We start from the raw sequence: 14,920 nt of genomic DNA, 5'->3' as shown, positions 1-14,920 counted from the left end.
GGGGCATGGCCGGCGACCGCCCGGCTGCGCGGATGCAGCTGGTCGAGATCGCCGACCCGGACGAGGACGTCCCGCCCGGGCCGGCGTCGTCCCGCGCGCGCCCGCCGAGGGCGCGGACCCCGGGCGACGGTCCGTCCCCGGCCGGTGCGCCGCGGCTCCCGGGGTGGGCGTGGGCCCTCGCGGCGGTGCTCGTGCTGCTGGTCGCGGCGGCCGCCGTCGCGACCGGTGCGGTCGCCCGGCGCGCGGACGCCCGTGCCGACCGGCTCGCGCAGGTGCCGGGGTTCGTGCGCGCGCTCGACCACACGCCCCGCGAGGTGTGGCGCACCGCCGTGCCGCACCGGTACGGGACGGTCCTGGCGGCGGGCGGCACGCTCGTGACGGTCTCGGACGTCACCGGCACGTGGACGGTCACGGGCCGCGACCCCGCGACCGGTGGCGCGGCGTGGGCGCAGGAGGTCGTCGAGGTCTCCCGGGCGGGGTTCGAGACCGTGTCGGTCGTGTGCCTGCCGGGCCCGGCCGCCAGCACGCTGCTGGTGTGCGGCTGGGTGGAGCCGGGCGTCGTCTACGGGCGTCGTCAGACGCCGGAGCCCGTCGTGCCGGTGACCCGTCTCGTCGCGTTCGACGCGACGTCCGGCGAGCCCGTGGGCGCGTGGCAGGTGCGCGACCGGCTGGTCGGCGTGGACCGTGTCGGCGACGACCTGGTCGTCGCGACGGCCACCGCCGACCGGCGGGTCCGTGTGGAGCGCCGCGCGGGTGCCGACGGCACCCTGCGGTGGGGCGTGACCAGCCAGGACGAGCTCGTGACGACCGACGGGTCGCGGCCCGACCCCCGGCTCGAGGTCGGCGAGGACCTGGTCGTGCTGACCGGCACCTCGACGGCGGTCCTCGACGCGGCGGACGGGGAACGGCTCTCCGGCAGCGCGTCGGGCCGCCAGCTGCTCGTCGTGCCGCTCACGGCCGGCGGGTTCGCCTCGTGGGCGTCCACGGGCGACGCCCGCCTGCACGACGCCGACGGCGAGATCCGCGCCGAGGTCGTGGGCCTGCCCGCGCGGCTGTCCGCGGACGACCGCTCGTCGGACGCGCTCCTGGTCGACCTCGGGCGCCGGGTCGTGGCGGTCGACCCCGACGACGGGGCCCAGCGCTGGGAGCAGGTGGTGCCGCTGTCGCCCGTCGCGGTCGTGGACGGCGTCGTGGTGCTGGGCGGCGACGTCGGGGTCGGTGCCGTCGACGCCGCGGACGGCACCGTGCTGTGGCAGCAGCGGGTGCCGCAGGTCGTGCCGTTCGCGCCGGTCACCGACGGCCTCGTGGTCGTCGGCCCCGAGCCGGCGCGCGGCGGCGGGTGGGCGCTCGTCGGCCGCGGGCTGCGCGACGGGGTGCGGGCCTGGTCGGTCTCGCTGCCCGACGACGCCCGCGGGCTGGACGTCGTCGGCGGCCGCATGGTCGTCCGGACGCCGGACGAGGCGGTCGTCCTCGGCTGAGCGGAGTGCCGGGGCGTCCGCGGTGCGGACCGGTCGCGCGCCGGGTTGCCGCAGGTGCGGGCCGCGGGGGTATGGTCGCCTGGTGCCGACGTCCCTGCTTCTCCTTCGTCGCCGCGGCGAGGCCTTCTAGGCCGGATCCTCGCCGCGGTGTGCGCCGTGCCGGCTGAGCCCCGCCGAGACCCCCGCGACGAAGGACGACCCCATGAGCGAGCAGACGACCACCCCCGGCACGACCCCCCGGATGACGAGCGCCCCCGACGCCGGGCGCAACCCGCAGCAGCCGTCGGGCATGCCGGCGCACCGCTACCGCCCGTTCCACGAGCAGATCACCGTCGACCTGCCCGACCGGACCTGGCCCTCGCGGCGCATGACGACCGCCCCCCGCTGGTGCGCGGTCGACCTGCGCGACGGCAACCAGGCGCTGATCGAGCCGATGAGCCCCGCCCGCAAGCTCGAGATGTTCGAGCTGCTGGTCTCGATGGGCTACAAGGAGATCGAGGTCGGCTTCCCGTCGGCCTCGCAGACGGACTACGACTTCGTGCGGATGCTCATCGAGGAGGGGCGCATCCCCGACGACGTGGTCATCCAGGTCCTGACGCAGGCGCGCGAGCACCTCATCGAGCGGACCTACGAGTCGATCGCCGGGGCCAAGCAGGCGATCGTGCACCTGTACAACTCGACGTCGGTGCTGCAGCGCGAGGTCGTGTTCCGCTCCGACGAGGACGGGATCGCCGACATCGCGGTCTCGGGCGCCCGCTTCTGCAAGAAGTACGAGGAGCTCGTGCCGGACACCGAGGTGTTCTACGAGTACAGCCCCGAGTCGTACACGGGCACCGAGCTGGAGTACGCGGTGCGCGTGTGCAACGCGGTCCTCGACGTGCTGGAGCCGACGCCCGAGCGCAAGGTCATCATCAACCTGCCCGCGACCGTCGAGATGGCCACGCCCAACGTGTACGCCGACTCGATCGAGTGGATGGGCCGGCACCTGCACCACCGCGAGAACGTCGTCATCTCGCTGCACCCGCACAACGACCGTGGCACGGCCGTGGCCGCCGCCGAGCTGGGCTACCTGGCCGGTGCGGACCGCATCGAGGGCTGCCTGTTCGGCAACGGCGAGCGCACGGGCAACGTCGACCTGGTGACCCTGGGCATGAACCTGTTCAGCCAGGGCATCGACCCGCAGATCGACTTCTCCGACATCGACCGCGTGCGTCGCACGGTCGAGCGGTGCAACCAGATGCCCGTGCACGAGCGCCACCCTTACGGCGGCGACCTCGTCTTCACGGCCTTCTCCGGCTCGCACCAGGACGCGATCAAGAAGGGCCTCGACGCGCTGCAGGTGCGCGCGGACGCGGCCGGGACGAGCGTCGACGAGGTCGAGTGGGCGGTGCCGTACCTGCCCATCGACCCGAAGGACGTCGGCCGCTCCTACGAGGCGATCATCCGCGTGAACTCCCAGTCCGGGAAGGGTGGGATCTCCTACCTGCTGAAGTCCGAGCGGGACCTGGACCTGCCGCGCCGCCTGCAGATCGAGTTCTCCCAGGTGGTGCAGCGGCACACCGACACCTACGGCACCGAGGTCACGGCCGACGAGCTGTGGTCGATCTTCAGCGACGAGTACCTGCCGGCGACGCCGGGCGGGCACCTGGAGCCGTGGGGCCGGTTCGCGCTGCGCGGCACGCGCGCCACGAGTACCGAGGGCGGGCAGGACACGCTGGAGGTCGACCTCGTCGACCGCGGTGTCGAGCGGACGCTGCGCGGCACGGGCAACGGCCCGGTCGCGGCGTTCGTCGACGCGCTGGCCGAGGTGGGCGCGCGCGTGTCGGTCCTCGACTACGCCGAGCACGCGCTGTCGTCCGGCGGCGACGCCACCGCGGCCGCGTACGTCGAGTGCGCCATCGGCGACGACGTGCTGTGGGGCGTCGGCATCGACCCCTCGATCACGACGGCCTCGCTCAAGGCGATCGTCTCCGCGGTCAACCGCCACGAGCGCTGACGCGGTCCACGACGACGGTCCGGCAGCAGCCGGACGACGGCCGGTCCCGGGTGCGGGGCCGGCCGTCGTCGTCCGGCCGTCCGCGTCCCGCCGTCCTCCGTCGTCAGCCGGTCGCCGACGTCCGGGCGGGGGACACGGGCTGGCGCAGGATCGTCCGCAGGCGCTCCGGTGCGGTGCGCCGGGGGTCGCCGAGGTAGATCTCGTGGTGCCGGCCCCTCATCCGCAGCCCGCGGGCGGCGATGTGCTCGTCGTGCATCCGCGCGAGGACGGGCCCCTCGGCGTCGTACGGCCCGACGTGCAGCGTCTGCACGCACAGCCCCTCGTCGAGGGTCTCCAGGCGCAGGGCGTCGAGGGACGGTCCGCGTCCGGCGGCGCGCACGGCGTCCCGTGCGGTCTCGACGACCTCGGGCGTCACGGTGCCGGGCACCATGATCATCACCGTCCACGCCCACCGGGACTTCTCGCGCGCCGTCGTGAAGGCCGCCATGTCGTCGGCCCACCACAGCGCCTCCAGGGGCATCACCGTGTGGTCCTCGCCCTGCGCGCGGCACAGCGCCTTGACCTTGTACGCGACGGGGTAGAGCGTCGCGAGCGCGTCCCGGTAGGCGTCGCAGGTGTTGGGGTCGCCCTCGCCGTCGACCATGAGGTACTGCAGCACCGGCACGGTCACCAGCTCGACGGCGCCCCGGGGCGCGCGGTACGTCGGGACGAGCCTCTTGTGGTCGGTCGTCATCGGCTGTCCTCACGGTCGGCCACCCCGGCGGTGGCGGGTCCCGTCGCCATCCTCGCGCACCGTGCCGGCACTGTCGGCCCTCTCCGGCCTTCCCGTGCGGCGGCGTGGGCGGCACGGGGCAGAATGCTCCGGTGAGCCTCTACCGCGACGAGGCGATCGTGCTGCGGACCCACGCGCTGGGCGAGGCCGATCGGATCGTCACCCTCCTGACCCGTGGTCACGGCAAGGTCCGTGCCGTGGGCAAGGGCGTGCGTCGCACGACCTCGCGGTTCGGCTCTCGGCTGGAGCCGTTCATGCACGTCGACCTGCAGCTGAGCACCGGTCGTTCCCTGGACGTCGTGACGCAGGCCGAGACGATCGGCGCGTACGGCCGCCGCGTCGGCGAGGACTACACGCTCTACACCGCGGGCACGGTGATGCTCGAGACCGCGGAGCGCCTGGTCGAGGCCGAGCACGAGCCCGCCGTGCCGCAGTACTGGCTGCTCGTCGGGGCGGTCCGTGCGCTCGCGACCCGGGAGCACAGCCCGGGCCTCGTGCTGGACTCGTACCTGCTGCGCGCCCTGGCGATCGCCGGGTGGGCGCCGAGCTTCACCGACTGCGCCCGCTGCGGCGAGCCGGGGCCGCACCACGCGTTCGCGCCGGCCGTCGGCGGTGCCGTGTGCGGCGCGTGCCGCCCGCCCGGCGCGGCGGCGCCGGCCCCGGAGACGTTCGCGCTGCTCGCGGCGCTGCTCAGCGGCGACTGGCCGGTCGCCGACGCCAGCCACGAGCGCCACCGCGTCGAGGGCAACGGCCTCGTCGCGGCCTTCTGCCAGTTCCACCTCGAGCGCCGCCTGCGCTCGCTGCCGATGGTCGAGAGGATCTGATGCCCGTCCCGCCCCCGCCCCACCCGAGCGGTGCCCGCCCCCCGGCGGTCCCGCGCGCCCTGGTGCCCAAGCACGTGGCCGTCGTCATGGACGGCAACGGCCGCTGGGCCAACGCCCGTGGCCTGCCGCGCACGGCCGGGCACGAGGCGGGCGAGGCCTCGCTGATCGAGGTCGTGGCCGGTGCGATCGAGGTCGGGGTGACGCACGTGTCGGCGTACGCGTTCTCGACGGAGAACTGGTCGCGCTCGCCCGACGAGGTGCGGTTCCTCATGGGGTTCAGCAAGGACGTGCTGCGTCGCCGGCAGGACACCCTGGACGCGTGGGGCGTGCGCATCCGCTGGGCGGGGCGCCGTCCGCGCCTGTGGCGGTCGGTCGTCTCCCAGCTGGAGGAGGCCGAGCGCGCCACGGCGGGCAACTCGACGTGCACGTTGACGATGTGCGTGAACTACGGCGGCCGGGCGGAGATCGCCGACGCCGCGCAGGCCATCGCCCGGGAGGTCGCGGCGGGCCGGCTCAAGCCGGACAAGGTCAACGAGAAGACGTTCGCGCGGTACCTCGACGAGCCGGACATGCCGGACGTCGACCTGTTCCTGCGGTCGTCGGGCGAGCAGCGGATCTCGAACTTCCTGCTCTGGCAGTCGGCGTACGCGGAGATGATCTTCCTCGACGAGCCGTGGCCGGACGTCGACCGCCGGCACCTGTGGCGGGCGGTCGAGCAGTACGCGCGGCGCGACCGGCGCTACGGCGGGGCGGTGGACAAGCCCGGGGCGACCGCGCCCGTGGGTGGCGCCCGCTAGCGTGCCGTCCATGACGAGCACGGGTGTGCGGGTGGGGATGGTCACGTTCGACACGCGCGACGCGGCGCGGCTGGCGTCGTGGTGGGCGGGCGCGCTGGGCGGCAGGGTCGAGCAGCACGAGGGGTTCGCGATGCTGCTGCCGACCGCGCCGGGCGGGTTGACGCTGGGCTTCCAGCAGCTCGACGACCCGACCCCGGGCAAGAACCGGCAGCACCTCGACCTCGCGGCGGACGACGTGCCCGCCACGGTCGGGCGTCTGGTCGCCGCGGGGGCGCAGCCGGTCGGGGAGCACTCCTTGCCGGACGGCTTCACCTGGACGGTGCTGGCGGACCCCGACGGCAACCAGTTCTGCGTGTCGCCCGCGCACGGCTCCTGACGGCGCGGGGTCCGCCCGGGTCGTCAGCGCCGGCGTCGGTCAGGCACGCACGTCGCGTCGGGCCGAAGGTGGGTCAGGCGTCGTGGTGGTCGGGCTCGGCGACCACGAGCGCGGGCTCCGTGCGCCGGCGGCGGCGCACCGTGGCGCCGACGACCGTCCCGAGCACGAGCACGACGGCGCCCAGCGCGGCGAGCCCCCACGGGGACCCGGCGGCGAGCGTGACGGCGCCCCACACGGCGCCCATGCCGACCGTGCCCCACACGACCGCCCAGGCGATCGACCCGGGGACCGACGCGAGCGTGAAGCGCAGGTACGGCATGCGCACGAGTCCCGAGCCGAGGAAGACCGCGGTCTGCACGCCGACGGTCACGTAGGCCAGGGTCACGGCCGCCGGCCCCCACCGGTGCACGAGGGCGATGCCCCGCCGGGCCCCCGGGGTGGCCGAGACGCGACCGGCCCGGTCCACGGTCCGCTGCCACCACGCCGGTCCGCGCCGGCGCAGGCCCTCGTGCTGGGCGCCGCGGGCGACGGCCCGCCCGGCCCAGTACGTCAGGTGCGAGCGGGCGAGCACGATGGCGAAGAGCGCCACGAGCACGACGGCGACGGGCAGCCCGCCCAGCCCGTACTCGCGCGCCACGTCCGTCACGTCCCCGATCCTACGTGGCGTCTGAGGTCTGCCTAACCTGCCGGCGGGTCGTCACCCGGCCGGCCGCGCCGCCGGGGCCGGCGTGCAGACGTCGTCACCGAGCTCGGTGCGGTCCTGCGGGGGAAGGTCGACGTCGTCCGGGACCGACGGGTGCGGGTCGCCCGGCGTCGGTCGACGGCGCTGGACGAGGGGGCGCAGCACCGAGCCCGCGGCGTACAGGCCGATCGCGAGCACGACGATGGTCGCGCCGGGCGGCACGTCGTTCCAGTAGGTGAACGTCAGGCCGACGACGCTGACGACGACCCCGATCGCCGACGCGACCGCCATGGTGCGGCCGAACGACCGGGCGAACAGCTGCGCGGTCGCGACCGGGACGATCATCAGCGCGCTGACCAGGAGCAGCCCGACGACGCGCATGGCGATGGTCACCGTCAGGGCGGCGAGCGCGGCCACGGCCATCGACACCAGGCGCACGGGCAGGCCGCTGGCGCGCGCGAACTCCTCGTCGTGGCTGACGGCGAACAGCACCCACCGCAGGCCCACGCCGACACCCAGCACCAGCACGGCCAGCGCCACCGTCCACCACAGGTCGGCCGTGGTGACGGTGGCGATCGAGCCGAACAGGTAGCTCATGAGGTTCGCGTTGGTGCCGCCGGCGACCTTGATGAGCAGCACGCCGCCCGCGATGCCGCCGTAGAACATGATCGCCAGCGCGAGGTCGCCGCTCGTGCGGCCGCGCTCGCGCACCAGCTCGATCACGACGGCACCGACGACGGCCGCGACGACCGCCCCGGGCACGGCGAGCGCGTCGGCCGGGCTCACGGCCGCCCAGCTGCCGACGAGCCAGCCCAGCGCCACACCGGTGAGGGCGACGTGGCCGACGCCGTCGCCCATGAGCGCGAGGCGCCGCTGGACGAGGAACGTGCCGACCACGGGGGCGGTCGCGCCCACCAGGACGGCCGCGACGAGCGCCCGCTGCATGAGGGGCGAGGTGAGCATGAGCGCGAGCTCGGACCACCAGGTCACGGGGCCACCCCCAGCGTGAGGTCGGGGCCGTCCTGCGGCGTGGCGGGGTCGGCGTGCGGGTGGGTGTGGTCGTGCCCGGCGCCGCCGTGCTCGGCGCGCGCGTGGACGGGGTCGCCGTCGTGCACGACGCGCCCGTGCCGCAGCACCACGGTCCGGTCGATCAGCGGGGCGAAGGGGCCGATCTCGTGCAGGATCACCACGACGGTCGTGCCCTCGTCGCGCAGGCGCGCGACGGTGGAGACGAAGGCCTCCTGGGTGGGCAGGTCGATGCCGGACGTCGGCTCGTCGAGCACGAGCAGCCGGGGACGGCGCACGAGCGCCCGGGCGATGAGGACCCGCTGCTGCTGCCCGCCGGACAGCTCCTGCACGCGACGGTCCTGCAGGTCGCCGACGCCGAGCTCCTCGAGGGCGGCCCGCGCGCGGGCCCGGCGGTCGCGCGGCGGCACGAGCCGCCGCCCGTGCAGGGTGCCGGAGACGACGACCTCGAGGGCGGTGGTGGGCACGCCCCCGCCGGCGGCCATGCGCTGGGGCACGTACCCGACGCGGTCCCAGGGCACGCGCGGGCCCAGCGGCGCCCCGAGCAGGCGGACCTGCCCGGCGGCCAGGGGCACGACCCCGAGGAGGGAGCGCACGAGCGTCGACTTGCCCGACCCGTTGGCGCCCAGGAGCGCGAGCACCTGGCCGGACGGGACGAGCAGGTCGACGCCGCGCACGATCTGCTGGCCGCCGAGCGTCACGTGGACGCCCGTGGCCTCGAGCGCTGCTTCGGTCACGAGCAGGACAATGCCACGCTCAGCGCGTCGAGGTTGGCCTCGGCGACCGAGAAGTAGTCCTGCGTCTCGTCGGCCAGGCCCTCCAGCGGGTCCAGCAGGGCGGCCTCGACGCCGAGGTCCGCGGCGAGGGTCTCGGCGACCTTGGGGCTGACGAGGGTCTCGAAGAAGATCGTCGTGACGCCCTCGGCCTCGACCAGCTCGCCGACCTCGCGCAGACGGGCCGGGGACGGCTCGGCCTCGGGGTCGAGGCCGGAGATGCCGACCTGCTCGAGGTCGTAGCGCAGCGCGAGGTACCCGAACGCCTCGTGCGAGGTCACGAACGTGGTGCGCTCGCAGGTGGCCAGGCCGGTGGCGTAGGCCTCGTCGAGGGCCGTGAAGCGGTCGGCCAGCTCGTCGGCGTTGGCCTGGTAGGTGGCGGCGCCGTCGGGGTCGACCTCGGCGAGGGCGTCGGCGACGGCCTGCGCGACGGCGGGCATGCGGCTGGGGTCGAGCCAGAAGTGCGGGTCGAGCTCGCCCTCCGCGTGCTCGTCCTCGTCCTCGGCGTGCTCCTCGTCGGCGTGCTCGTCCTCCGCCCCGTGGTCGTGGCCGTCGTCGGCGCCCGTGACCTGCAGGTCGGCGACGTCGGTGGCGTCGACGACGTGCGCGGGGGCGGACTGCTCGACGGCCTCGTCCACGGCGGCCTGGAAGCCGGACTGGTAGACGACGAGCTGCGCGGCGGAGACGGACGCGACCTGGGCGGGCGAGAGCTCGACGTCGTGCGGCTCGGCGCCCGGGGGGGTGAGGGAGGAGACGGCGACGCGGTCGCCACCGACCTGCTCGGTGACGAACTGCAGCGGGTAGAACGACGCCAGGGCCTCGACCGCGGCGTCGTCCGAGCCCCCGGCCGGAGCGGCGCCGGACGAGCAGCCGGCGACGAGGAGGGCGGGGACGGCGAGCAGCGCGAGCGCGCGGGAGGACCTGGACATGAGACCGATTCTCACCGAACCCGAGAATGGTTGTCAAAGTCGCAGGTGCCGACGGGTGCGCGCGGCGTTGCGGCCGTCCGGGCCGCGCGTGCCCGCCGGTAGCCTGGAGAGGTTGTGCCCCGCGGCATCCGGTCGCGGGCTTCCTCGACCCAGGAGAACCTCGTGGCACCGTCCGCAGCACCCTCACGCCTCGACGCCGTCGTCGCCCTCGCCAAGCGCCGCGGGTTCGTCTTCCCCAGCGGTGAGATCTACGGCGGCACGCGGTCGGCCTGGGACTACGGGCCGCTGGGCGTCGAGCTCAAGGAGAACATCAAGCGCCAGTGGTGGCGGACCATGGTGCAGGGCCGCGACGACGTCGTGGGCCTCGACTCCTCGGTGATCCTGCCCCGCCAGGTGTGGGTGGCCTCGGGCCACGTCGGCGTCTTCACCGACCCGCTCACCGAGTGCCTGTCGTGCCACAAGCGCTTCCGCGAGGACCACCTGCTCGAGGACTTCGAGGCCAAGAAGGGCCGCGCGCCCGAGAACGGCCTCGCCGACCTCGCCTGCCCCAACTGCGGCACGCGCGGGCGCTGGACCGAGCCGCGCGACTTCAACATGATGCTCAAGACGTACCTCGGCCCCGTCGAGGACGAGTCCGGGCTGCACTACCTGCGGCCCGAGACCGCGCAGGGCATCTTCGTGAACTTCCGCAACGTCTACACGGCGGCGCGCATGAAGCCCCCGTTCGGCATCGGGCAGATCGGCAAGTCGTTCCGCAACGAGATCACGCCCGGCAACTTCATCTTCCGCACGCGCGAGTTCGAGCAGATGGAGATGGAGTTCTTCGTCGAGCCCGGCACCGACGAGACGTGGCACCAGTACTGGATCGACGCGCGCACCGCCTGGTACACCGACCTCGGCATCAGCCCGGACAACCTGCGCCACTACGAGCACCCGGCCGAGAAGCTCTCGCACTACTCCAAGCGCACGGTCGACATCGAGTACCGCTTCGGCTTCACCGGCGGGGAGTGGGGCGAGCTCGAGGGCATCGCCAACCGCACCGACTTCGACCTGTCGACGCACGGCGAGCACTCGGGCCAGGACCTGGCGTACCGCGACCAGGCGAAGAACGAGAAGTACGTGCCGTACGTCATCGAGCCCGCCGCGGGCCTGACGCGCTCCCTCATGGCGTTCCTCGTCGAGGCCTACCACGAGGACCAGGCGCCCAACACGAAGGGCGGCGTGGACACCCGCGTGGTGCTGCGCCTCGACCCGCGCCTGGCCCCCGTCAAGGCCGCGGTGCTGCCGCTGTCGCGCAACGAGCAGCTCTCGCCCATGGCCCGCGACCTGGCGGCCGAGCTGCGCCGCAGCTGGAACGTGGACTTCGACGACGCCGGTGCGATCGGGCGCCGTTACCGCCGCCAGGACGAGATCGGCACGCCGTTCTGCATCACGGTCGACTTCGACACGCTCGAGGACCACGCCGTCACCATCCGGCACCGGGACGAGATGACGCAGGAGCGGGTCGCGCTCGACCAGGTCGCCGGGTACCTCGCCCAGCGCCTCGTCGGCGCCTGAGGCCCGTGCCGACGGGCGCACCCGTGCCTGCGGGCAGCGGCGCGCCCGTCGGCGTCGCGTCGCGCGGCCGCGACCTGCCCACGTCCTTCGACGCGCAGGTCGTGGCCGCGGTCGAGGCGCGCCTCGCGGGCGTCGCGCGCGAGCACGGCGTGGCCGTGCCGTGGGCGGTCGAGAGCGGCAGCCGCGCGTGGGGCTTCCCCTCGCCCGACAGCGACTACGACTGCCGGTTCCTGTACGTGCGCACCGTGGACGCGTACCTCGACCCGTGGCCCGCGCGCGACGTGGTCGAGACCCCGCTGGACGCTGTCCTCGACGTCAGCGGGTGGGACGTGCTCAAGGCCGTGCGGCTGGCGGTGGCGGGCAACGCGACGGTCGGGGAGTGGTTGCGGTCCCCGCACGTGTACGCCGGCCACGAGGACTTCCGCGACGAGCTGCTCGCGCTCGTCGACGCCGTGAGCGACCGGGCGCGCGTCGTGCGGCACTACGCGCACGTCGGCGCCGACCACTGGGACCGCTCCGGCGCGGCCGAGGGGCGGACGGTGCCGCTGAAGAAGGTGCTCTACGCGGTGCGCCCCGCGGCGGTGCTGGCGTGGTTCGACGCGCACCCGGGAGCGCTGGTCCCGCCGATGGCGCTCGACGCGCTCCTCGACGACGCGCCCGTGCCCGCGGACGTGCGCGCCGCCGTCGCGGACCTGGTCGCGGCCAAGGCCGTGACGCGCGAGCTCGGCACCGGCGTCGTGCCGCCCGTCCTGCGCACCTGGGTGCAGGGCCGCCTCGACCGGTCGGACCTCCCGGCCGCCCACGACGCGACCGAGCCGGCGCGCCGGGCGCGGGCGGCCGACGGGTTCCGTGCGCTCGTGCGCCGCTGGGCGCCCTGACGTCCGACGTCCCGGCCGGTCAGCCGGCGAGCCGGGCCGCGAGGTCGTGCACCGCGGCCGGCACCTCGCCGGCCTGGCAGCCGGCCTGGTCGTCCGTCGTGCAGCCGGCGACCTCCACCTCGCCGCCGCGGACGTAGGCCACCGCGGACGACACCTCGGCGAAGGAGTCCGTGGCCGGCGGGCGGACCGCCAGGACGTACGCGCGGCGGTCCGTGGCGTCCGCGTCGAGCGCGAACGTCGGGACCTCGACGAGCGTGCGGCCCTCCTGCGCGTCGCCGACCCACCACAGCACGTGCGTGACGCCGTCGGGCACGAGCCCGGCGTAGGCGACCCGTCCGAGGTCGTCGCCCAGCGTGGCCGACGCGAGGTCCTCGTCGAGCGGCAGGCCTGCGTGCTCCACGCCCCAGCCGACGTCGAGGACCCCGTCGCGCACCTGCAGCGTGACCTGCCGCCCGTGCAGCGACCCGACGTCCGTGGCGCCGGGGTCCACGGAGGTGACCGCACCGACCCCCGGTGCCAGGCCCGTGCGGGTGCCGTGCAGCATCAGCCCCTCGGTCACGAGGAACCACACGAGCGCGGCCACGACGAGCGCGCCCACGACCCCCGCCGTCCCGCCGACCGCGCGCAGCGGCCTGCGTGCCGCACCCGCGCGAACCGTGACGTCCCCCATGCTGCCCCCCGAGCCGGTGCCGATGTCCTCGCAGGCTAGCGGCCGGGTACGGCCCGCGTCCGGGACTTGCCGGTGCGGTTCCGCGCCCGTCGGAGCGCCAGGGCCGTCAGGGGGTGCGACGGGTCAGCGCGACCACGGGGATGGTCCGCGTCGTCTTCTCCTGGTAGCCGCGGAACCCGTCGGACGCCGCGGTGAACCGGGCCCAGGCGGTGTCGCGCCCGGCGCCCGTGAGCTCGCGCGCGTGCACGGGCACGGTGCCGTCGTCGGGGGTCTCGACGACGGTGTCGGGGTGGGCCAGCAGGTTGCGGAACCACGCGGGGTGCTCGGGCGCACCGGCCTTCGACGCGGCGACGAGCCACGTGTCCTCGTCGTCACGGATCGCGAAGACCGGCGAGACGCGTGCGGTACCCGTGCGCGCACCGGTGTGGTGCAGCAGGACGAGGCTGCGGCCGAAGCCCATCGTGGTCACGGTGCCGCCGTTCGCGCGGAACTCGGCGACGATCTGCTCGTTCCAGTCGGCCATGGGTGCTCCTCGGGGGGTCCGGGGCACGGGCGTGTCCCGGTGCCAGCCTGCACCGGTCGTGCCCGACAGCGCGACCGTGCCCGGTGGTGCGGCAGCGCCGGTGGCTCAGGCCTGCGGCGGCGCCGCCAGCAGGTCCGCCCCGGCGCGGGCGCGGACCTGGGCGACGTGGTCCGCGTCGCCCGGCAGGCCGGCGCGCCCGAGCAGCGCGGCGACCTGCTCGTCCGTCAGGGCGGACGGGCCGCCGCGCAGGGCGGCCGCCATGGCGAGGGAGGCGACCACGCCGTCGACCGCGTCGCCGGGGGTTCCCTCGACGAAGGCGGGCACGCCGGGCGGCAGGAACGAGGGGAGCGAGGAGTCGTCGGTCACGCCCCGATCGTCGCAGGTCGGGCCCCGCCCGCGGACCAGCCCCGCCGTCGGGCGACAATGGGGGCATGACCACGACGCCCGAGACGCTCCCGGCCGCCCCGGGCGACGCGCGCGCCCCCGGCGCGGTGCTCCCCCCGCTGCGCATCGGCCCCCTCACCGTCACGACGCCCGTGGTGCTCGCCCCCATGGCCGGGGTGACCAACGCCGCGTTCCGGCGCCTGTGCCGCGAGTCGGGCGCCGGCCTGTACGTCGCCGAGATGGTCACGAGCCGTGCGCTCGTCGAGCGCAGCCCCGAGTCGTTCCGGATCATCTCGTTCGAGCCCGACGAGGTGCCGCGCTCCGTCCAGCTCTACGGCGTCGACCCCACGACGATCGGCGCCGCGGTGCGCCTGCTCGTCGAGGAGGACCGCGCCGACCACGTCGACCTGAACTTCGGCTGCCCGGTGCCCAAGGTCACCCGCCGCGGCGGGGGCGCCGTGCTCCCGTGGAAGCGCGAGCTGTTCGCCTCGATCGTGCGCGCCGCCGTCGACGCGGCCCGCCCGTACGGCGTCCCGGTGACCGTGAAGATGCGCAAGGGCATCGACGACGACCACCTCACCTACGTCGAGGCCGGCCTGACCGCCCAGGACGCCGGCGTCGCGTCCGTCGCGCTGCACGGCCGCACCGCCGCCGACTACTACTCCGGCACCGCCGACTGGGACGCGATCGCCACCCTCAAGGAGGCCGTGACCGACATCCCCGTGCTCGGCAACGGCGACATCTGGTCCGCCGAGGACGCCCTGGCGATGGTCGCGCACACCGGCTGCGACGGCGTCGTCGTCGGCCGCGGCTGCCAGGGCCGCCCGTGGCTGTTCGCCGACCTCGCCGCCGCGTTCGCCGGCTCCGACGAGCGCATCCGCCCCGGCCTCGGCGAGGTGGCACGGGTCGTGCGCCGCCACGCCGAGCTCATGGTCGACCACTTCGGCGAGGAGTCGAAGGCGCTGCGCGAGATGCGCAAGCACATGGCCTGGTACCTCAAGGGCTACGTCGTCGGCGGCGAGACCCGTGCCGCGCTCGGGCTGGTGTCCTCCCTCGCCGAGCTCGACGACCGCCTCGCGGGTCTCGACCTCGACCAGCCGTACCCGGGCGACGCCGCCGAGGGCCCGCGCGGGCGCGCGGGCTCCCCGAAGCGCCCGATCCTGCCCTACGGGTGGCTGGACTCGCGCGAGCTGTCCGAGGACTTCCGCCGCGACCTGCACGAGGCCGAGCTGTCCGTCTCCGGCGGCTGAGCGGG

At 75.0% G+C, this 14,920-nt stretch carries 16 protein-coding genes; 8 read left to right on the top strand and 8 right to left on the bottom strand.

From position 1 onward, the window contains the following. Positions 1-5: 5 nt before the first annotated feature. Both BKA21_RS03190 and leuA read left to right on the top strand, forming a co-directional pair. Positions 6-1,478: an outer membrane protein assembly factor BamB family protein gene (locus BKA21_RS03190; RefSeq protein WP_179625302.1), complete on the top strand. Its 1,473-nt coding sequence runs from the start codon at positions 6-8 to the stop codon at positions 1,476-1,478. Positions 1,479-1,719: 241 nt separating this feature from the next. Then, on the top strand, positions 1,720-3,474 hold the full coding sequence (leuA, locus tag BKA21_RS03185; RefSeq protein WP_140459169.1) for a 2-isopropylmalate synthase: 1,755 nt from the start codon (positions 1,720-1,722) through the stop codon (positions 3,472-3,474). 103 nt (positions 3,475-3,577) lie between these two features. Here leuA and BKA21_RS03180 read toward each other — a convergent pair whose 3' ends face one another. Next, entirely contained in the window at positions 3,578-4,207 is a 630-nt protein-coding gene (locus BKA21_RS03180) for a GyrI-like domain-containing protein (RefSeq protein ID WP_140458671.1), read from the bottom strand. A gap of 131 nt (positions 4,208-4,338) precedes the next feature. Here BKA21_RS03180 and recO point away from each other — a divergent pair, with 131 nt between their 5' ends. The 3 genes from recO to BKA21_RS03165 are packed head-to-tail and all read left to right on the top strand — an operon-like array spanning position 4,339 to position 6,243. Beyond that, positions 4,339-5,070 carry a DNA repair protein RecO gene (gene recO, locus BKA21_RS03175; RefSeq protein ID WP_140458672.1) on the top strand — a complete coding sequence of 244 codons (732 nt, stop codon included), beginning with the start codon at positions 4,339-4,341 and terminating at the stop codon, positions 5,068-5,070. Further along, positions 5,070-5,867: an isoprenyl transferase gene (locus BKA21_RS03170; protein ID WP_140458673.1), complete on the top strand. Its 798-nt coding sequence runs from the start codon at positions 5,070-5,072 to the stop codon at positions 5,865-5,867. Before recO ends, BKA21_RS03170 begins: the two co-directional genes overlap by 1 nt. A gap of 10 nt (positions 5,868-5,877) precedes the next feature. Then, positions 5,878-6,243 carry a VOC family protein gene (locus BKA21_RS03165; RefSeq protein WP_179625301.1) on the top strand — a complete coding sequence of 122 codons (366 nt, stop codon included), beginning with the start codon at positions 5,878-5,880 and terminating at the stop codon, positions 6,241-6,243. 73 nt (positions 6,244-6,316) lie between these two features. On the opposite strand, the gene BKA21_RS03160 is transcribed toward BKA21_RS03165, so the two are convergent. From BKA21_RS03160 to BKA21_RS03145, 4 genes are read right to left on the bottom strand one after another with little or no spacing between them, the layout of a single operon-like run. Continuing rightward, positions 6,317-6,889: a DedA family protein gene (locus tag BKA21_RS03160; RefSeq protein ID WP_140458674.1), complete on the bottom strand. Its 573-nt coding sequence runs from the start codon at positions 6,887-6,889 to the stop codon at positions 6,317-6,319. A 51-nt stretch (positions 6,890-6,940) separates the two neighbouring features. Continuing rightward, positions 6,941-7,888, bottom strand: a complete 948-nt coding sequence (locus tag BKA21_RS03155) for a metal ABC transporter permease (protein ID WP_140459171.1) — start codon at positions 7,886-7,888, stop codon at positions 6,941-6,943. 23 nt (positions 7,889-7,911) lie between these two features. Continuing rightward, entirely contained in the window at positions 7,912-8,688 is a 777-nt protein-coding gene (locus BKA21_RS03150; RefSeq protein ID WP_239072971.1) for a metal ABC transporter ATP-binding protein, read from the bottom strand. Continuing rightward, a complete protein-coding gene (locus BKA21_RS03145; RefSeq protein WP_140458675.1) occupies positions 8,685-9,653 on the bottom strand; it encodes a metal ABC transporter substrate-binding protein in 969 nt (322 codons plus the stop codon). Before BKA21_RS03145 ends, BKA21_RS03150 begins: the two co-directional genes overlap by 4 nt. 162 nt (positions 9,654-9,815) lie before the next feature. On the opposite strand from BKA21_RS03145, the gene BKA21_RS03140 reads away from it, so the two are divergent. Then, entirely contained in the window at positions 9,816-11,210 is a 1,395-nt protein-coding gene (locus tag BKA21_RS03140) for a glycine--tRNA ligase (protein WP_140458676.1), read from the top strand. 23 nt (positions 11,211-11,233) lie between these two features. Then, positions 11,234-12,088, top strand: a complete 855-nt coding sequence (locus BKA21_RS03135; protein ID WP_140458677.1) for a nucleotidyltransferase domain-containing protein — start codon at positions 11,234-11,236, stop codon at positions 12,086-12,088. Between the two features lie 19 nt (positions 12,089-12,107). Here the strand turns inward: BKA21_RS03135 and BKA21_RS03130 are convergent, their stop codons facing one another. From BKA21_RS03130 to BKA21_RS03120, 3 genes are all read right to left on the bottom strand, one after another. Then, positions 12,108-12,758 carry a hypothetical protein gene (locus BKA21_RS03130; protein ID WP_140458678.1) on the bottom strand — a complete coding sequence of 217 codons (651 nt, stop codon included), beginning with the start codon at positions 12,756-12,758 and terminating at the stop codon, positions 12,108-12,110. Positions 12,759-12,864: 106 nt separating this feature from the next. Further along, on the bottom strand, positions 12,865-13,281 hold the full coding sequence (locus tag BKA21_RS03125; protein ID WP_140458679.1) for a nitroreductase/quinone reductase family protein: 417 nt from the start codon (positions 13,279-13,281) through the stop codon (positions 12,865-12,867). Positions 13,282-13,386: 105 nt separating this feature from the next. Next, complete coding sequence (locus BKA21_RS03120; protein ID WP_140458680.1) at positions 13,387-13,647, bottom strand: hypothetical protein; 261 nt, start codon at positions 13,645-13,647, stop codon at positions 13,387-13,389. Between the two features lie 65 nt (positions 13,648-13,712). On the opposite strand from BKA21_RS03120, the gene dusB reads away from it, so the two are divergent. Beyond that, positions 13,713-14,915 (top strand): tRNA dihydrouridine synthase DusB, encoded by a 1,203-nt coding sequence (gene dusB / locus BKA21_RS03115; protein WP_218886969.1) that lies wholly within the window; start codon positions 13,713-13,715, stop codon positions 14,913-14,915. The last annotated feature ends 5 nt before the right edge of the window (positions 14,916-14,920 follow it).

This window comes from Cellulomonas oligotrophica, assembly GCF_013409875.1.
GTDB classification, from domain to species: domain Bacteria; phylum Actinomycetota; class Actinomycetes; order Actinomycetales; family Cellulomonadaceae; genus Cellulomonas; species Cellulomonas oligotrophica.
Note: the sequence above shows the minus strand (reverse complement) of the source record. Positions and strands in the feature narration are given on the sequence as shown.